The organism is Yersinia kristensenii (genome assembly GCF_900460525.1).
Taxonomy (GTDB): Bacteria; Pseudomonadota; Gammaproteobacteria; order Enterobacterales; family Enterobacteriaceae; genus Yersinia; species Yersinia kristensenii.
The window spans coordinates 675783-691294 of the sequence record NZ_UHIY01000001.1 but is presented as its reverse complement, the minus strand read 5'-3'; the positions used below and the strand labels follow the sequence as shown (position 1 = coordinate 691294).

Genomic DNA, 15512 nt, shown 5'->3' with positions numbered 1-15512 from the left:
GGGGATATGTTTCGGCCTTGAAGCCATTGGGGAGTTTTGATTAAAAAATAGCCGATAGTGAGTAGCAGAGTCATGCTATTTCGCTATTGGCTATTTCTCCGTTAACTTATCTTTACTTTTCACGTAAATAACACTACCCATTTCAGCACTAATTGTGCTGATCTACTTTTAGGAATATCTACAGGGAGATTATTAATCACACTGATATACCCGTCATACTTCAAGCTGCATGTGTGTTGGCTGCTTTCGTTCACCCCAGTCACTTACTGGTCGTTGACCTTAAAGTCAGTAAGCTTCAGGGGGACTCGCTTAATCGCCGCCTTCCTGCAACTCGAATTATTTAGGGCATAAAAATGCTGGTGCGCGCTGTATGTCACAGAACAGTAGCCCAGAAAACAGATAAAAAGTGTGAATAACTAATCTGCAATAATTTTGAAAACCTGACTCATACGAGATCTTATAGTGAAGATAAAAACAGCCATCACCTTGCTATTAACGTTTCTGCTCGCAGCTTGCGACCGAACTCCCCCAGAAGTCGTGGAAAGTGTGCGCCCGGTAAAAATATTTATCGTGGAAGACAGTGGCCAAAATGGGACACGTTATTTCCCGGCACGGTTACAAGCGGGTGATGAAACTCAGCTTTCCTTTAAACGCAGTGGGCAACTGCAACAGTTATTGGTGCGCGAAGGTGAGCAGGTGAAAAAAGGACAGGTTATCGCCAAGCTGAATGACACTGATCTGACTTTGCGAGTCAGGGATCGTCAATCCACCTTTAACCTGGCACGAGATCAATTTAACCGCTTCAATACCTTGCAAGGGCAAAGAGCTGTTTCACGCGCCGAGCTAGATGTTCGCCGCGCTGAGATGGAATCTGCACGTGCGGGGTTGGAAATTGCGCAAAAAGAACTCAGTGACGCCACTATTACCGCCCCATTCGATGGCATTATCGCCAATGTTAATGCGCGTAACCATCAGGTCATGGCCCCAGGCCAGGCGGTGGCGACATTAAGCGCCTTGGATACGCTGGATGTGGTCTTCAGTGTGCCAGAGCGTCTGTTTACCACGCTCGATATTAGCAACCGCAACTACAAACCGACGGTATTGCTTAACCATATGCCGGGGCGTGAATTTATTGCTGAATATAAAGAACATACCACCTCGACAACCTCGGCTTCCCAAACGTTCCAAGTGACACTGACGATGAAGCGTCCGGCGGATATGCCATTGCTTTCTGGTATCAGTGGGCGGGTAAGAATTAACTCTGGCAATCTGTCAGGGACTGACCACCCGACGATTGTCGTGCCAGTCGAAGCGGTATTTAACCCGGATAGCGCCCAGTTGAATGATGCTCGGGTTTGGGTCATCAAAAATGATGAAGGCCAGATGCACGTTGAGGAACGCAAAGTGCAAGTGGGCCAATTGACAGCGAACGGGATTCAAATCACTTCGGGGTTGGCTGATGGTGAGCAGATTGTCGCCGCAGGCACCGGTGAGCTTCGCCCAAATCAAGTTGTCCGGGCTTGGGTACGTGAGCGGGGTCTCTAATGAAACTGCTTGATAACTACATCAATAATAGTACCCGTATCTGGCTAACAATTTTGTTGCTGGGTATTGGGGGTATTATTGCCTATCTCAATATAGGCAGGTTGGAAGACCCCGCTTTTACCATCAAAACAGCGGTAGTTGTTACTCGTTATGATGGTGCGTCCGCGCAGCAGGTTGAGGAGGAGGTCACGTTACCTCTGGAGAATGCCATTCAGGAACTCTCTTATGTTGATGATGTGACGTCCATTTCCAGTGCGGGTTTGTCCCAAATTACTATCAATATTCGTGCGCAATATGGTGCGAATGAGTTACCGCAAATCTGGGATGAATTGCGACGTAAGATAAATGATAACAGCGTGCGGCTGCCACCGGGGGCCAGTGCGCCGATGGTCAACGACGACTTCGGCGATGTCTACGGCTTCTTCTTCTCACTCACTGGGGATGGCTACAGCAATCAGGATTTACGCAACTTCGCCGAGCAACTGCGGCGTGAGCTGGTACTGGTGCCGGGTGTGGGGAAAGTGGGGATCGTCGGTATCTTACCTGAAGAAGTTCAGGTCGAGATTTCTCGCGCCCAGATGACCGCGGCGGGCATTACGCCGCAGCAGTTATCCGATTTACTTGCGCGCCAGAACGTGGTGTCCGATGCGGGCCAGCTACAGGTGGGCAGTGAGTCGATTCGTTTGCATCCAACCGGTGAATTCCAAAGCGTCCAAGAGCTAGGGAACTTATTGGTTAGCCAGCCCGGCAGCCCGAAAAGTGTCTATTTACGTGATATCGCGACCGTGACACAAGGTTTTGGTCATTCACCGACCAATATTTACCGTGCTAATGGTAAGCCAGCATTGGCGCTAGGGATCTCATTCGCCCCGAATGTCAACGTGGTGAATGTGGGTAATGCCATTAAAGCCCGATTGGCGCAGTTGGAAGGCGAGCGCCCATCCGGCATGCATATCAATGTGTTTTATGATCAGTCCCATGAAGTTGAAGGGGCGGTCAATGGCTTTATTCTTAACTTCCTGCTAGCACTGTTGATTGTTGTTGTCACCCTGTTGATTTTCATGGGGGTGCGCAGTGGCGTCGTGATTGCCATCTCGCTAGCGCTGAACGTACTCGGCACCTTGCTCATTATGTGGCTGTTTAATATTGAGCTACAGCGGGTGTCGTTAGGGGCGCTGATTATCGCGCTCAGTATGCTGGTGGACAACGCCATTGTGGTGGTGGAGGGGATTGTGGTTGGCCGCCAGCGAGGTGAAAGCCTCTCTACGGCGATCAGCAATGTAGTGAAGCGCTCGATGATGCCGCTGTTAGGCGCGACTGTGATTGCCATCTTAGCTTTTGCCCCGATTGGCTTGTCCAACGATGCAACCGGTGAATACTGTAAATCGCTATTCCAAGTGTTATTGATCTCGCTGATGTTGAGCTGGATTACTGCATTGACGCTGACGCCGGTATTCTCCAAGTGGGCATTCCAGAACCAAAAACCGGCGAAAGTGGATGCTGATAAACCCGCCAAGCAACCTTATGATGGCTGGCTGTTCCGCTATTATCGTGTGGTGCTGAATAAATTACTGCAATATCGTGCGGTAACGTTGGTCCTGCTGGCAGCAATGTTAGTGGCCTCGGTCGTGGGCTTTGGTCATGTTCGCCAGAGCTTCTTCCCGCCATCAAACACGCCTATTTTCTTTGTTGATATTTGGCTGCCTAATGGCACGGATATCAGTTATACCGAAGGAGTAGCCAATAAGGTCGAACAGTATATCAAGCAGCAAAAAGGGGTGGCTGACACCATGGCGACGATAGGTCAGGGCGCGATGCGCTTTATGCTGACATATAACGCCCAGCGTCATTATCCTAACTATGCGCAGGTGATGGTTCGGACTGAACAGCTAGACCAAATCCCGGGTTTGATTAATGAAATCGAAGCCTATATGCATGACGAATACCCGCAAGTTGATGCGCAGATAAAACGTATCATGTTCGGGCCGTCAAACAACAGTTCCATTGAAGCTCGCTTTATTGGCCCGGATCCAGAGGTGTTACGCAGTCTGGCCGCACAGGCGGAGAAAGCGATCATTGCTGATCCGATGGCGGATGGCGCACGGCATGACTGGCAAGATCGTAGCAAAATGATCCGGCCACAATTCTCAGATTATCTGGGCCGCGAGCTGGGGGTGGATAAACGCGAGGTTGATGGCACATTGCGCATGAGCTTTGGGGGCTTGCCGGTCGGCTTATACCGCGATGGCACCCGTCTGATGCCGATTGTCCTGCGCACGCCAGATTCCGAGCGGCTCAATGCCGAACGGCTGAATGATGTGATGGTTTGGAGTCAGGCGCGACAAGCCTTTATCCCGATAGATAACGTCGTCACCAGCTTTGAAACCGAGTGGGAGGACCCACTGATTATGCGTTTAGATCGCAAACGGACATTGACGGTGCAGACGGATCCAACTCAGCAGGGCGGCGAAACTTCAGCTGAGTTATTGCGGCGCATCAGACCGGGTGTGGAAGCGGTTCAATTGCCACGTGGCTATGAGCTTGAATGGGGCGGTGACTATGAAAGTACCAAGGAAGCACAACGCGGTATTTTCATCAGTTTACCGATAGCATTCCTGATTATGTTTGTGGTGACCGTTTTGATGTTTAGCTCGGTGCGTAACGCGCTGGCTATCTGGCTGACGGTGCCATTGGCGCTGATTGGTGTGACGGTGGGCTTCTTGCTAACCGGTATTCCTTTTGGCTTTATGGCCTTATTGGGGCTGTTAAGTCTGAGTGGGATGTTGATCCGTAACGGTATTGTGCTGGTGGAAGAAATTGGCTTACAGCGGCAGGAAAAACCGCTGCGTGATGCCATTATTGATGCTTCTACTGCGCGTTTGCGCCCAATTATGTTAACTGCATTTACCACGGTGTTGGGGCTGGCTCCGCTGCTTAGCGATGCTTTCTTCCAAAGTATGGCGGTGGTCATTATGTTCGGTCTGGGCTTTGCTACCGTGCTGACATTACTGGTGCTGCCTGTGATTTACAGCTGCATGAACCCGGAACCTAAAGTAAAGTCACATGATGAACCGGTCAGTGAATAACAGATAGTGGTGTGTTATCGCACCTGAAGTCACCTCCGCAGCCCCATTATTGGGGCTGTTTTTTTTTTGCGCAACACCCAATGACCTTTATTCATCTTGGTGTTGCCAAAGCATTTTGTGCACTACCTCTCTTCCTCCTCACATTGCTGACGTTTTCGTTCCATAATGAAACACCATTGACCTATCATCGTTTCATTATGGAACGTTTTCACATTCGATTCTCAGCCTGTTTTTTGCGCTTATAGTGGTTCTAGTTTCATCAAATTAACCCTAAAAAAGATTCATTCTTACACTATCTGTTACGCTACAGGAGCAAGGTATGCTGAAAGTCATTCAATCTCCGTCTAAATATATTCAAGGTGCCAATGCACTACAGTCCATTGGTGAATTCGCTAAGTTACTGGCTAATAACTATTTTATTATTGCCGATGATTTTGTCATGAAGCTAACGGCAGATGCTGTTGGCACCAGTCTACAAGCCAGTGAGCTAGAAAATCATTTCAGCCGCTTTAACGGCGAGTGTTCCCGTCACGAAATTGAGCGTCTAACGGTTGAGCTGAAAAAAAATCACTGTAATGGTGTGATTGGTATTGGTGGCGGGAAAACCCTCGATACAGCTAAAGCGATTGCTCACTATCAGCACATCCCAGTGATTGTGGTGCCCACCATTGCTTCTACCGATGCACCAACCAGTGCGTTATCAGTGATTTATACCGAACAGGGCGAATTCGCCGAGTATCTGATTTACCCCAAAAACCCCGACATTGTACTGATGGATACCGCGATTATTGCCAAAGCGCCAGTGCGCTTGCTGGTCGCCGGTATGGGTGACGCGCTCTCGACCTACTTTGAAGCGCAAGCCTGTTTCGATGCCAAAGCTATCAGCATGGCCGGTGGAGCGTCGACATTAGCCGCAGTGACTCTGGCCCGTTTATGCTACGAAACCCTGCTGGCAGAAGGTTACAAAGCTAAGTTGGCGGTGGAAGCAGGCGTGGTCACCGAAGCGGTAGAACGCATCATAGAAGCCAATACTTATTTGAGTGGCATTGGCTTTGAAAGTAGTGGCTTAGCGGCGGCCCACGCCATTCATAATGGCTTCACTGTATTGGAAGAGTGTCACCATCTGTATCACGGTGAGAAAGTGGCTTTCGGCACCTTGGCGCAGCTTGTGCTTCAGAACAGCAGTATGGAAGAGATCGAAACCGTGCTTTCATTCTGCCAACAATTAGGTTTACCCATCACATTGGCCGAAATGGGGGTTTCACAAGATATCGAGCGCAAAATTCGTGCAGTCGCCGAGGCCAGCTGTGCCGAGGGTGAAACTATTCACAACATGCCGTTCGCCGTCACAGCAGACAGCGTTTATGCCGCTATTATTGTGGCAGACCGTTTAGGTCAGGCTTTCCTCAATTAACTTGCATGGCAGACAAGCTAATTGATAGACAAGCTAACTGACTGAGTTTGCCGGTGTTTCTCATCATCGGCAACCCTATTTGCCAGGCATTCCCGTTCGCGGAGCATAAAATGAAAAAATTAATTAACAGCGTTGAGAGTGTATTGCAGGAACAAATTAAGGGGTTGGTTGAAGCCCATCCTGAGCTGGTATTGCATCAGGAACCGCTTTTTATCACTCGGGCAGACGCACCGGTGATAGGGAAAGTCGCTTTGATGTCTGGTGGTGGCAGCGGCCATGAACCCATGCATTGTGGTTTTATTGGCGAAGGTATGCTGGATGGTGCTTGCCCAGGTGAGATTTTCACCTCACCGACTCCAGATCAAATGTATGAGTGTGGCCAAGCCATTGATGGCGGGCAGGGCGTGCTGATGCTAATTAAAAATTACACTGGCGATATTCTGAACTTTGAAACGGCGGCAGAGTTGTTACATGCCGGTGGAACGGCGGTTGGTACCCTGGTGATTGATGATGATGTCGCCGTCAAAGACAGCCTGTACACCGCCGGGCGGCGCGGGGTAGCCAATACAGTCATTATTGAAAAACTACTCGGTGCCGCGGCGGTCCGTGGTGATTCACTGGATGAATGTGTAGCGCTCGGCCAGAAAATCAACAATCAGGGGCACTCAATTGGTATCGCGCTCGGGGCCTGTACAGTGCCTGCGGCGGGTAAACCATCCTTTACCTTAGCTGAAAACGAGATGGAATTTGGGGTGGGGATTCATGGCGAACCCGGTATCGAACGGCGGCCGTTTATCTCTTTGAATGATACTGTGGATGCGATGTTCCAGACCTTGATTGACCACGGTAGCTACCAGCGCACATTGCGCCACTGGGACAGACAAGCAGAAGACTGGAGTGAAACACGCCAGACTAAGCAACCACTGGCGAAAGGCGATCGAGTCATTGCTCTGGTCAATAACTTGGGCGCGACGCCGCTATCCGAACTTTATGGTGTCTGGCATCGTCTGGCGGCCTGTTGTAGCGATTTTGGTTTGACCATCGAGCGCAAATTGATCGGCTCTTATTGCACCTCGCTGGATATGCAGGGCATGTCCATCACGCTGTTGAAGGTGGATGATGAGTTGCTGTCATTGTGGGATGCCCCCGTGAATACACCGGCGCTGGTTAAAAAATAATGCATCAGGAGAAGACCATGGGACTTACCAAACAACAAATTGTCAGCTGGTTACAGTTATGCGCTGAGGTTTTTAGCGAACAGCGAGATTTTCTGACACAGTTGGATACCGACATCGGCGATGGCGACCACGGCCTAAATATGAATCGTGGCTTTAATAAAGTGGTCGAGAAACTGCCCTCTTTTGCCGATAAAGACATTGGTTTTATCTTGAAGAACACCGGTATGACCCTGCTTTCCAGTGTCGGGGGGGCTAGCGGCCCCTTATTCGGGACTTTCTTTATTCGTGCAGCCCAAAGCACCAATGCTAAACAAAGCCTTGATCTGCCAGCAGTTTGTCAGATGTTTAAAGATGGGGTCGAAGGGGTGGTGATGCGCGGCAAAGCTGAGCCAGGCGATAAAACCATGTGCGATGTTTGGTGGGCAGTGGTCTCGCAACTTGAGCAAGCTAATCAACAGGATGTGCCGCTGGTGGATGCTTTGCAGCAAACCGTCGCAAGGGCCCAGCAAGCATTGGCAGAGACTATCACTATGCAGGCCCGCAAAGGCCGCGCCAGTTATCTTGGTGAGCGAAGTATTGGCCATCAAGACCCTGGGGCGACATCAGCAATGTTGATGATGCAAGCGCTATGGCAGGTTGCCAGCCACTAATGTGGCTCAGCCGATAAGGTTATCAGGAGGAAAGATGGTCAATCTCGTTGTAGTTTCTCATAGCGCGCTGCTGGCTCAGGGTGTGGCCGAACTGGCACAGCAAATGACACAAGGGGGCTGCCAGTTAGCGGTGGCCGCCGGTGTAGACGATGTGGATCATCCTATCGGCACGGACGCCATTAAAGTGATGGAAGCCATTGAATCGGTTTACTCCTCCTCGGGCGTATTAGTGCTGATGGATTTAGGCAGCGCATTACTCAGTGCTGAAACGGCGCTGGAGTTATTAGACCCAGAGATGGCAAAAAATGTGCAGCTTTGCGCAGCCCCGCTGGTCGAGGGGACTCTGGCTGCGGTGGTTGCCGCCTCGTCTGGGGCCTCATTGAGCGAGGTTCGTGCTGAAGCGATGGAGGCTCTGTCAGCTAAAGCCACTCAACTGGGTGAAAATATCAGCGCACCCACCACCAACCGCACTGCGGTTACCAAAGCGGCCCCCGATGCACAAAGTGTCAGTTGGGTGGTGCGCAATCCTAATGGGCTACATGTCCGACCGGCAGCAAAATTGGTCGAAGTATTAGCGCCATTTACCGCGGATTTACTGCTGGAAAAGAATGGCCAATGTGTGAATCCACGTAGCTTGAATCAGCTCGCTATTTTACAAGTACGCAAAGGCGATACTATCCGTTTGTTAGCCAGTGGTGACCAAGCGGGTGAAGCCTTGGATGCTTTTATGCAACTGGCACATCAGCACTTTGGCGAATCTATCTCCACTACTGACAGCGGATTTACTGGTGTAATGGTTCCTCGTGGGGCTATTACAGCACCCATATTCCAGTGGTTACCCGCTATTCCGGTATTCTTACCGCAGAGCATTAAAGCGGGGCAAATTGCTAACGAGCAACTGCGTTTGCATCAGGCTTTGGCCCACACCATGGCTGATTTACAGCAATTGGCACAGCAAGCAGAACACCAAATTAGCGCTCAGGCAGCGGCTATCTTTAATGCGCATGCCATGCTAATTGATGATGAAGAGCTCTATCTGGCGATGGATCGGCGGATAGAACAGCAGTTGGTGGGAGCAGAATCGGCATTGCAGGATGAGTTAATGAGCATGGCGGCAGACTATTTGGCTCTGGATGATGACTATCTGCGGGTCCGTGAACTGGATATTCGCGATATTCTGAATCGTACTCTCGGCCATTTGACGGGGTTACCGCCAGTCTCCATTACCCTAGACAGTGAGATTTTGCTATTAGCTGAGGAGTTATTCCCTTCACAAATGATCGGGCTGAATCGCCAGCAAGTAAAAGGAATCTGTTTAAGTAAAGGAAATATTTTCTCTCATAGTGCCATTTTGGCCACAGAATTAGATATTCCGATGTTAGTGGGGGCTGCCGGTTGCCTTGAAAGCAGCCATAATGGCCAAAAGGCTTTCTTGAATACCGCCACTGGAGAACTCAAACTCCAGTGAGCGGGCCCACTTAACTCTTTGAAATAGCAGCCTCAATTCAGGGCTGCTATTTGAGGGATTAAGCTACTCGGTGGCGTCAAAATCTGGCTTTTCCAGTTATATTGCTCTTCTATTAGTGTGGCGCCTGCCTGCCGAATGGTCTCCATTTCAAGCTCAGTTAATTGGCAGACATGGTGTATGACCTCCGCTAGATGAGCAGCATCTCCGGGAATATGCAGGAATCCATTAATACCGTGCTTAACCTGCTCACTCAGCCCCCCGGAGTCCGCCACAATTAATAATGCCCCCTGCTTTCTGGCTAACCAGCGCGACTCGATAGGAATTAATCCATTCGGTTCATTTTCGGCAGAAAGAACACACACGCGAGTATTACGCCACTGAATTAGGCAAGCCATCAATTCGCGATCAAACGAATTTATAATTGAAGTAGGAACATCCAACTGGCTAGCTAATGCTGATAATTCCGGCAAAACAGGATCACTCACGATAACGGCATGGATATCTTTACCTAGGAAACTGGCCGCCTGCAGTAACAAATCATAGCGCTTATAATACACGCCTCTCCCTAATGTAATAGCCAGCGGATATTCGAGTGATATTCCATAAGAGGATAGAGTGTTGCGGATCTCTTGCTCACTGCGTATTCGGAACCACGGGTCATTGATATTTATCCCCGCGGGAACCGGTATAAATGTGTTCGGATCAGCCCCATATTGTGAAACTAAATGGTTAGCCAGGAAGTTGCTGATAGTACCGAGTTTGATATTAGCATCAACCTTTGCCCATTGAATGGGTAATGATTCAGCCATAAGCCGTTCTGGATTGGGTAGTGGCATTTCATGATTAAAGGCGGTGCCGTGAGAAACATAAATAATCTTTAAATTTATCCCTTCTGTTGCAGTATGTAAGCTGGCAATTAAAGGCGTAAATGAGAAGGGCAGTTCATGGCAGAATGCCAGGGTAATATCATAATTCTCACTGATATCAATAATTTTTGCGGCGGCGGCGGCCGAAGATATTTTCCAGTTTTGTATATCGCCGAGAAAAGCATCACCGTAGGGCCATAAACATCCCGCTGTATTCTCTAATGTCATGTTGGGTACCGTAGAGAATGTACCGCCCATTTCATGAATCTTTCCTATATAGTGTGCGTGACTATCAGCATCAAAAAAAATATTATATTTACTATATGCAATCTCAATAAAATGTGGTTCCAGCTGGATGTCATGAACAGACAATAGGTCAATAATCTCAGGAAGTGCTTGAATTTGCCCTCTAATATAAGAGCCGACACCACCAACAAAAATTTGAATCCCTTCTGTAGATAGATGAATAATACCTATTTTAAGGTTATTTTTTTTGTGAAGTGGAAATATGTTTCCTTGCATATAAACCTCGAATTTTTAACGAGAAAATATGATGTATATAATTATTAGTTAGTAACCTATCCTTTTCGATACTCTATAATTATTGATAAATAAAAGATCTAAACTACAATTTAAAAACAAATCAATTGCATCTTTTGGTGTTTCTACAATGGGCATACCTTTAATATTCAGCGAGGTGTTAAGCAAAATGGGTATTTTAGTCTCTTCAAAAAAACAGGTTATCAATTTATGGAATTTTCTATTGATATCTTTTTTAACAGTTTGAACACGAGCACTGCCATCAACATGGACAATTGAGGGGAGATCCGTGCGGTATTGTTCTTTTACCTCGGCGATATAGAGCATGTAGTCACTGTCATGATTCAAATGGAAATAGTCATGCACTTTCTCATACAACACCGCGGGAGCAAAAGGTCGGAAATCTTCGCGAAATTTCACATTGGCATTAATGTGATCTCTCATCTGCGAGCTGCGGGGGTCTGCCAGAATACTTCTATTGCCTAAGGCGCGTGGACCAAACTCCGATTCCCCTTGGAACCAGGCAATAACCTGACCAGACGCAATAGAATCGGCCGCCATGGCTTCAATATCTTCACAATAAGTGTATTCAATTTTATCAGTATATTTTTCAAGTTCTGTTATTACGCTAATATCATTATAATTTTTTCCAAAATATGTCGATCCAGAATGTTTAACCCGCTCTTTCTTGAGGACTTCCAGCCAACCATAATAACAACACCCGATGGACAGCCCATTATCACCTGCTGCGGGTTGTATATATAAATTATCGAATTTACATTCATTAATGAGTTTTTCATTCGCTGTGGCATTTAACGCAACCCCACCGGCATAAGCAAAGTTCGCCATAGGATGAAGTTGATAGTAATAGTTGAACAGGTAAAATAAGGCTTCTTCAAGTTTGTTTTGTGCCCAATACGCCAGGTCTGCATAATATTGGAAGTTATCTTGAAAATGTGTCGGATGAGTATTCAGTAATGGGTCGATATTTGCCCACCAATCATTACGCAATATCACTTTCCCTGAATTGAAAAAGAAAGGCTGCCAGTTAATGATATTCGCTCTTCCATAGGGAGCCAGCCCCATTAATTTACCGGCACAGTCCAGCTCACCAAAAATATACAGGGCTATTCCTTCGTAGAATTCCCCAATAGAATTTTCTATTTCCCATGTTGAAACGGGATAGATTTTCCTGTCCTTCCTGTTAACCCAGCGAGAGAAATCTTTAAATATCGGCAACATTTTCCCGCTTTGATAGATATAGTAACTACAGGTTTCCCAGTAGCGATACCGATTATTAAGATGGATATCATCTGTGCCAGAGATATTCGCAATCATGTCATTACAACTATCTATACTGCCACCATGCCCATCAATAACAACAACTCCCATATCGTCATATGGGGATGTGCCTACCGCGCTATAAGCATGAGCTAAATGATGGGAAAGTGTGATAATAGGAACCATGGGAGGCAATGCCCTATTTTTTCGGTGTTCTAATTGTTCGCTAAAGAGTGGGTTATGAGAGTTTTGTTCTACAATTAATGAAAGATCATTATATTCAATACCGGCAGCATCTAAACAGTACTGAATAGTCGTATTATCATTAAATCCATCATGCTTTATTCTTGATATTCTTTCTTTTTCAATTGCAAATATAATCTCCCCATCCTTCATTAGACAGGTTGAGCCATCGTGTGATAAAGCTGTACCAAGGATGTAAATTGGTTTTTTCATAATTAATATCCTTATTAATTTGTAATAAATTTAGCTGGATCGTCAGTTAAGTAAATAAGCGAGTCGACGTGATAAAGCAAGTGTCGTTAATGATGGATTAGCTGCGCCTGGACGTGGAAATGTACTTGGGCCGATAGCAAATAGATTCTTAATATGATTAAATTCATGATTGTTATTTAATATCTCACCTAAAGGTAAAGTGCTACTTTCATGATTTTCTGTACCCAGAGGGCTGATCCAGGTTGTGGGTACATTGTAATTAGCGATCCTTGATGGTGAAAAAAACTGATTGTGAACATCTCCCATAGTACGAGCATGAATAATGAATCCTTCTTCAAAATCTAAAGGTTCAAATGGGATTTTTGTATCCTGACATACTTCACGCCAGAATATATTTAATTCATCCTTTTCTTTTTGTATTAGAGTATTGTCAGCATTGTTGAAATCACACGCAATAGCTAATGGCATGACTTCATCACTTGCTTCTACACTGATACTCCCGTGAATAGAGGGTATCTGCTCACCCATCGTCCATACTTCTAATTCAATACCAAAGTTTGATCTACTGACAGTGAAAAATAAATTAAATCTCTCCCCTGATAAACTAGGACTGAAAAATATAGTGTCTGGATGGCTCTCAATTAATTTCCCAATTTTTTCGGGAACTTTATTGTGTTTAAAAGTGACATTAAACCCTTGCACTATATGATCAACAAGGCCTGTTATTTTTTTCTCTATCAAATTGCCAGAGTCGTAAAGCACTTGAGTGGCTAAACGCGAATTTTCAATTGTACCTAAAGCAAGAACGCATTTATCTGCTAACACATTATATATATTGTTGTTTTTTATGTTTCTTAATTTAGCTCCGATACATTTACCATTTCTAATAATAAGGGTTTCCGCTTCATATTCAGACATAATGAGAGGGCGGCGACTAAATGAGTTATCTTCTTTCCAATAAGATAATGGGGTATAAGCCTCCCAACGGCCAGGTTCCCCGAGTATTCTGGTAACTTGAGGAGTTACCTTAAATTCAAAACCAGCAAAATTAAAATAATAGTCAACATCATAGCTCTTTTCTGCCCATGCTAAGATTTCGGACTGTACCTGTGTATAGAGAGGGGGGCCTTCTAACCAGCTCTCCGTTAAGTCACTGACAATTTTTGTAGGCCAATATTTAAGAATTTCGGCTTCTATTGGTAAAATAACGCCATGCCAATAAAGTGATCGGCCACCCACTCTTCGCCGTAAGCATGTTCCTTTTGAAAAATGAGGTTCACTTAAAGAGCACCATGAGCGATAAGCATATTTGTCTGAGTCTTCATTTTTCCAAAACTCATTAGCTCGTTGATATTCTTCGCCTGCATTTATATGATTGAAATCGTCAGCGGGGCCCGCCTCTATAACAACAACATTTTCAATTTCTCTATTATTTAAATGTTTGGCTAATTCTAAACCCGACATTCCTCCGCCTAATATCAGAATGTTAACTCTATCAGGGAGTTCTGTCACCTTTGCGGGTGTTATCGAATCTATAGTGTTCATTATGCGTCCTCTAATAAAAAGTATTTTATTTGAAAATTAATGGTTTTAAATTAAATCCATATAGTTCACTTTGTAGCTTATATATAAACTCTTGCCATGGGCCTTTAGGAAATCTTGACTGAATAAGAAGTTTATTACTGTTTAAGCGCATTTTAATCTCTGTATCTCCAGCAGCATGCATACGCATCCATTCAAATAACTGTTGTGCAGCATCTTCAGGATCAGTAGGATTGACTTTTATATGGTGATATTCGGAGCCATAAAATTCAGTGAAAGCGGTATATTCTGTCACAGCACAAGGGATACCGGCGATGGCTGCAAGCGCTGGCCCTAAACCGACACTTTCAACATTTTCTACATTCGGGGTAAATAAAACTGCACCCGATAGAGTATGACAAATGATGAGTAAATCTACTTCATCTAAAAACCATTTATTATTTTCATTCTTATAAGTTTGAAGCGGAACTTCATCTAAAAAGATAATGGCGTCATTAAGATGCAAGGCATTAACTTGCTCTTTTAGACAGTTTGCATATTCAGGATCTTCATTTAAATTCCCAAATATAAGTAGCTTCGGGGGCGATGAGTTTTTTGATTTATAGATTTCAATGAGTGCACCAAAAACATTAATTGATATCTCTATACCTTTGACTCTAAATACTCTTACAGGAACAATAATAACCGATGAACCCTTTACTATATTATGTTGATTTAAAAATTCACTGTGAATATCACTTAAACCATATTTATCTATGGAAGGTAATATATTGGGAATGATATCGGCTATCAGTTCCGTGGGATAGTCTCTACATTCATTTCTCAGTGCTTCAGATGCGACTATCCATTTAGTGTGAGTGTTACTCTGCGGTATTGGAGTCAACTTATTAGGTTTTTTTGGATATAATCTCTCGGTATTTTCATAAATAGCATAGCTACCAAAAAGATCATGTTCCCAGAAAATGACACCACCATGGCCTTTTTTTTCAAAATAAATTTTTGCAGCATTATGGATAGCCAGGTTAACTGGGACAGCATCAGAAAGTGTCATATTCAGACAGAAAACCCAGTCAATATTATTATTTTCAAACCAATTAATAAAATAGTCTTTATAGTATTCAGAAAGTAAATTTATTTTTTCTTCAACATCCATTATCTCTGCTTCAGTTAAAAATTCGTATTTGGCTATTTTATTCCTTATATCAATGAAATTACTACCAAAGTTCTCATTACACATTGAGTTTTGATAAAAAGAACTGAGTTTCATCCATGTTGGGTAGTGTGATTCAGCATTACCGTGAGGGAAAAATTTAACTTTATCTGGTCGCCATGAAAACCCAAGATCTGTGGGTATTTCATTTATTATCATATTGTTCATTATGGCTATTTCAGCCGCATTTCTAAATATAGTTAATAAACCACTGGTTGGTAGACCATCTCCAGATATAACTGCCCATTTCATTTTAGCCATTATTTTTTCCTAATA

10 protein-coding genes are annotated in these 15512 nt (G+C 45.2%); 6 read left to right on the top strand and 4 right to left on the bottom strand.

Features of this window, described 5'->3' with window-relative positions:
- Positions 1 to 462 precede the first annotated feature (462 nt).
- The 6 genes from DX162_RS03180 (at position 463) to dhaM (ending at position 9341) form a co-directional block, all read left to right on the top strand.
- A complete protein-coding gene (locus DX162_RS03180) occupies positions 463 to 1545 on the top strand; it encodes an efflux RND transporter periplasmic adaptor subunit (RefSeq protein WP_032819330.1) in 1083 nt (360 codons plus the stop codon).
- Positions 1545 to 4631 (top strand): efflux RND transporter permease subunit, encoded by a 3087-nt coding sequence (locus tag DX162_RS03175; RefSeq protein WP_004389351.1) that lies wholly within the window; start codon positions 1545 to 1547, stop codon positions 4629 to 4631. Before DX162_RS03180 ends, DX162_RS03175 begins: the two co-directional genes overlap by 1 nt.
- Positions 4632 to 4950: 319 nt before the next feature.
- Entirely contained in the window at positions 4951 to 6045 is a 1095-nt protein-coding gene (locus DX162_RS03170) for a glycerol dehydrogenase (protein ID WP_004389352.1), read from the top strand.
- A gap of 110 nt (positions 6046 to 6155) precedes the next feature.
- Complete coding sequence (dhaK, locus tag DX162_RS03165) at positions 6156 to 7223, top strand: dihydroxyacetone kinase subunit DhaK (protein ID WP_032819332.1); 1068 nt, start codon at positions 6156 to 6158, stop codon at positions 7221 to 7223.
- Between the two features lie 17 nt (positions 7224 to 7240).
- Positions 7241 to 7873, top strand: coding sequence for a dihydroxyacetone kinase subunit DhaL (dhaL, locus tag DX162_RS03160; RefSeq protein WP_032819334.1), 633 nt, complete (start codon positions 7241 to 7243; stop codon positions 7871 to 7873).
- Positions 7874 to 7907: 34 nt separating this feature from the next.
- Complete coding sequence (gene dhaM, locus DX162_RS03155) at positions 7908 to 9341, top strand: dihydroxyacetone kinase phosphoryl donor subunit DhaM (protein WP_004389354.1); 1434 nt, start codon at positions 7908 to 7910, stop codon at positions 9339 to 9341.
- Between the two features lie 32 nt (positions 9342 to 9373).
- On the opposite strand, the gene DX162_RS03150 is transcribed toward dhaM, so the two are convergent.
- Genes DX162_RS03150 through DX162_RS03135 form a run of 4 tightly spaced genes read right to left on the bottom strand, consistent with a single transcriptional unit; the run spans position 9374 to position 15497 of the window.
- Positions 9374 to 10729: a glycosyltransferase family 4 protein gene (locus tag DX162_RS03150; protein WP_172460424.1), complete on the bottom strand. Its 1356-nt coding sequence runs from the start codon at positions 10727 to 10729 to the stop codon at positions 9374 to 9376.
- 48 nt (positions 10730 to 10777) lie between these two features.
- On the bottom strand, positions 10778 to 12484 hold the full coding sequence (locus DX162_RS03145) for a carbamoyltransferase family protein (protein ID WP_098080999.1): 1707 nt from the start codon (positions 12482 to 12484) through the stop codon (positions 10778 to 10780).
- Positions 12485 to 12526: 42 nt separating this feature from the next.
- Positions 12527 to 14029: a GMC family oxidoreductase gene (locus tag DX162_RS03140; protein ID WP_004389358.1), complete on the bottom strand. Its 1503-nt coding sequence runs from the start codon at positions 14027 to 14029 to the stop codon at positions 12527 to 12529.
- Positions 14030 to 14054: 25 nt separating this feature from the next.
- Complete coding sequence (locus DX162_RS03135; protein ID WP_004389359.1) at positions 14055 to 15497, bottom strand: glycosyltransferase; 1443 nt, start codon at positions 15495 to 15497, stop codon at positions 14055 to 14057.
- Positions 15498 to 15512: the final 15 nt, after the last annotated feature.

Bases quoted from the DNA above. Each gene is read 5' to 3' on its own strand.
- DX162_RS03175 (WP_004389351.1), top strand. From the start codon at position 1,545: ATGAAACTGCTTGATAACTACATCAATAATAGTACCCGTATCTGGCTA.
- DX162_RS03135 (WP_004389359.1), bottom strand. From the start codon at position 15,497: ATGGCTAAAATGAAATGGGCAGTTATATCTGGAGATGGTCTACCAACC.
- dhaM (WP_004389354.1), top strand. From the start codon at position 7,908: ATGGTCAATCTCGTTGTAGTTTCTCATAGCGCGCTGCTGGCTCAGGGT.
- DX162_RS03145 (WP_098080999.1), bottom strand. From the start codon at position 12,484: ATGAAAAAACCAATTTACATCCTTGGTACAGCTTTATCACACGATGGC.
- DX162_RS03150 (WP_172460424.1), bottom strand. From the start codon at position 10,729: ATGCAAGGAAACATATTTCCACTTCACAAAAAAAATAACCTTAAAATA.
- DX162_RS03140 (WP_004389358.1), bottom strand. From the start codon at position 14,029: ATGAACACTATAGATTCGATAACACCCGCAAAGGTGACAGAACTCCCT.
- dhaK (WP_032819332.1), top strand. From the start codon at position 6,156: ATGAAAAAATTAATTAACAGCGTTGAGAGTGTATTGCAGGAACAAATT.
- DX162_RS03170 (WP_004389352.1), top strand. From the start codon at position 4,951: ATGCTGAAAGTCATTCAATCTCCGTCTAAATATATTCAAGGTGCCAAT.
- dhaL (WP_032819334.1), top strand. From the start codon at position 7,241: ATGGGACTTACCAAACAACAAATTGTCAGCTGGTTACAGTTATGCGCT.